Origin of the sequence: Arthrobacter sp. 35/47 (genome assembly GCF_000520475.1) — a bacterium.
Classification (GTDB): domain Bacteria; phylum Actinomycetota; class Actinomycetes; order Actinomycetales; family Micrococcaceae; genus Arthrobacter_D; species Arthrobacter_D subterraneus.
Window position 1 is genome coordinate 11,261 of record NZ_KI914595.1, and the last position, 3,094, is coordinate 14,354.

Consider the following 3,094-nt stretch of genomic DNA (forward strand, 5'->3'; position numbering starts at 1 on the left):
CGAGCAGGAGATCCCTGACGACTGGATCGACGCGGCCCAGCGGTCGCCGGTCTACGCACTCGCGAAGGTGTACAGGATCGCCCTTCCGCTGCACCCGGAATACCGGACCATGCCCATGGTCTGGTACGTGCCGCCGCTCTCTCCGATCGTGGACCTGCTGCGCGACCAGGGGCACGACGCCGAAGATCACGGCAACCTGTTCGGCGCGATCGATGAGCTGCGAATCCCGGTTGAGTACCTCGCGGAACTTTTCACGGCCGGCGACACCGACATGGTTACGGGAGTCCTGAAAAAACTCGCGGCCATGCGCTCCTACATGCGCGGCATCAGCCTGGGGAACGACCCTGACGACTCGATCCCGGAAGCGGTAGGGATGGAGGGCGAGACCATGTACGAGATGTACCGGCTCATGGCCATCGCCAAGTACGAGGAGCGCTACGTCATCCCGAAAGCACACGTCGAGCAGGCACACGATCTCGAGGAGATGGGTTGTTCCCTGGATTACGACGGCGGACCCGGTATGCAGGACTCACCCTTCGGAGAGGCCAGCGGCGTGCCCACGCCCGTAGCAGTGGAAACCTTCCACGCGTTGCAGCAGCGGCAGACCTCGGACGCACCGGGCGGCCGGGAGACCCTGCGCGGCCGGGTGAACCTGCTGAATTGGGACGGGAACGGTGTGCCGGAGGGCATGTTCCCTGACAGACAGGACGGGGAGGAGCCGCGATGAGCGGCCTGTTCGGTGCCCGGACATCGAAGAAGGAGAACAACGGGGCGGCCACAAGGATTGCTGTCACCTACCTCTCGGCGGCCTGGTGTCTTTCCTATCCGGATGAGGACCTGCTCGCGAAGGTCCCGGTCATCCGCGCGGCGCTCGCCGAGCACGACGGCGCACTGGCCCCTTTTGAGCCTGTCCTTCAGCAACTCGAAATGGGCACCCTGCCCGAAATTCAGGCCACCTACGTGCAGGAGTTTGACCTGAGCCGGAGGCATGCCCTTCACCTGTCCTACTGGACCGACGGCGACACCCGGAGGAGGGGAGAGGTGCTCACGGAGTTCAAGCAGGTGTACCGGAAAAGTGACGTGCTGGTGGACACGGGTGGTGAGCTCCCCGATTACCTGCCGATGGTCCTGGAATTCTCGGCCACCGTGAACCCCGGCGCAGGCCGGGAGCTGCTGCTGAAGTTCCGGCCGAGCATCGAGCTGCTCCGGCTGGCGCTACAGGACGACAGGCTGGCCCACGCGGGTATTGTCCGGGCCGTCTGCGACACCCTCCCCGGCCCGTCCCCGGAGGACCGGAACGCCGTCATGCGCCTGGCGGGGCAAGGGCCGCCCACCGAATCCGTGGGCCTGGACCCGTACGATCCGCGGCTCCTGCCGCTCAGTTCATCGAAAGGCTGACCATGGACGTCCTGCTCTGGGGGATTGCCCCGTATGTCGCGATGGCGGTGCTCATCGGCGGACTCATCTGGCGCTACCGCTACGACCAGTTCGGCTGGACGACCCGCTCCTCCCAGCTGTACGAATCCAGGCTGCTGCGCATCGGATCGCCGCTATTCCACTTCGGGATACTCGCGGTGGTGGCCGGGCACTTCTTCGGCCTGGTCATACCGATGTCCTGGACTGAAGCGGTCGGGATGAGCCAGGACTTCTATCATTTCAACGCGCTCTTTGTCGGGGGTGTCGCCGGAATCGGCACACTCGGCGGAATGGCGATCCTGATCTACCGTCGCCGCAAAATCGGGCCGGTGTTCATGGCGACAACCCGCAACGACAAGATGATGTATGTAGTCCTCGCCGCCGCTATCGTCTTCGGCCTCTGGACCACGCTGGCGAGCGTGTTCCTTGGTGGGCACGGCCACAACTACCGGGAGACCGTCGCCCCGTGGTTCCGCTCCCTCTTCATCCTGCAGCCCGACATCGCGTCCATGGCGGCCGCTCCGTTTTCCTTCCACCTCCACACGCTGGTGGGCATGCTGCTCTTTGTCATCTGGCCCTTCACGCGCCTTGTGCATGCGTTCACCGCCCCGCTCCACTACCTCTTCAGGCCCTACATCGTGTACCGCTCCCGGGACCGCCGGGGTTCCTCCAGTTCCCCGACGCGCCGCGGCTGGGCCCCCGTTGGTACGCGCGACCGTGACAACCGGACGCGCTAGGACGGATCAGGAAAGGGAGGAGAAATGAGCGCTGAAACGCCGACGGGCGCACCGCCGGAAGCCATCTCCAGTTCAGCGAGAACCCGGAACCTGGTGCTGGCAACGCTGGCCTCCGTAGTGGGCTTCCTCGCCTGGACGGTGGTCGCGCCGCTCAGCGGTACCTATACAGCGCAGCTGGAGCTGGCGCCCTCCGCAACAGCGGCACTGGTGGCGATGCCCGTCCTGGTGGGATCGATCGGGCGGATTGTGGTCGGAGTGCTGACGGACCGGTACGGCGGTCGGATCATGTTCACGGCGGTGCTGTTGGTCTCCGTGCCGCCGATCCTGCTGGTTGCCCTGGGCGGCACCATCGGCTCCTATCCGGTGCTTATTGCCGCCGGTTTTCTGTTGGGCATCGCGGGAACTGTCTTCGCAGTCGGGATACCCTTTGTCTCCGCCTGGTATGAACCGGAAAGACGCGGGTTCGCCACCGGCGTCTTTGGCGCCGGGATGGGCGGCACCGCACTGTCCGCGTTTTCCATCCCCAGGCTCGTTGACCTGATCGGGTATCTGGCGACACACCTCCTGATCGCAGTGCTTCTGGTGGCAACTGCGGGGGTTGTGTGGTTGTTCATGCAGGAGTGTCCCGCCCGGGCCGCGGCACCTTCCACGGGAGTCCGGGCGAAGCTAGTGGGAGCCGCGAAGCTCGGTGTCACCTGGCGGATGTGCTTCCTGTATGCGGTGGTCTTTGGCGGCTTTGTCTCCTTCTCCACCTACCTGCCCACGTATCTGCGGGACATCTACGAATTCGACCTCACTGCTGCGGGCACCCGCACGGCGGGCTTCGCTCTGGCCGCAGTCCTGGCCCGCCCGGTCGGCGGAATCCTCGCGGACAAACTCGGAGCCAAACCGGTAGTCATCACCTCCCTCGCCGCGGTGGCAGTCCTTGCCTGGGTGGTCAA

Annotated in this window: 3 protein-coding genes and 1 pseudogene; all 4 read left to right on the top strand. The window is 65.1% G+C overall.

Annotation, left to right across the window (positions count from 1 at the left end):
• Nucleotides 1-727 (top strand): annotated as a pseudogene (narY, locus tag X803_RS22730) (nitrate reductase subunit beta); the annotation flags it as partial.
• Nucleotides 724-1,398 (top strand): nitrate reductase molybdenum cofactor assembly chaperone, encoded by a 675-nt coding sequence (gene narJ / locus X803_RS0108620; RefSeq protein ID WP_084033561.1) that lies wholly within the window; start codon nucleotides 724-726, stop codon nucleotides 1,396-1,398. The pseudogene narY and the gene narJ, both read left to right, overlap by 4 nt.
• Before the next feature lie 2 nt (nucleotides 1,399-1,400).
• A complete protein-coding gene (gene narI, locus X803_RS0108625) occupies nucleotides 1,401-2,153 on the top strand; it encodes a respiratory nitrate reductase subunit gamma (protein WP_026544827.1) in 753 nt (250 codons plus the stop codon).
• Nucleotides 2,154-2,177: 24 nt separating this feature from the next.
• The coding region (locus tag X803_RS18785; RefSeq protein ID WP_035778361.1) for an MFS transporter at nucleotides 2,178-3,094 on the top strand (917 nt) is incomplete at its 3' end.

Coding starts and splice junctions, on each gene's coding strand:
- narJ (WP_084033561.1), top strand. CDS start 724: ATGAGCGGCCTGTTCGGTGCCCGGACATCGAAGAAGGAGAACAACGGG.
- narI (WP_026544827.1), top strand. CDS start 1,401: ATGGACGTCCTGCTCTGGGGGATTGCCCCGTATGTCGCGATGGCGGTG.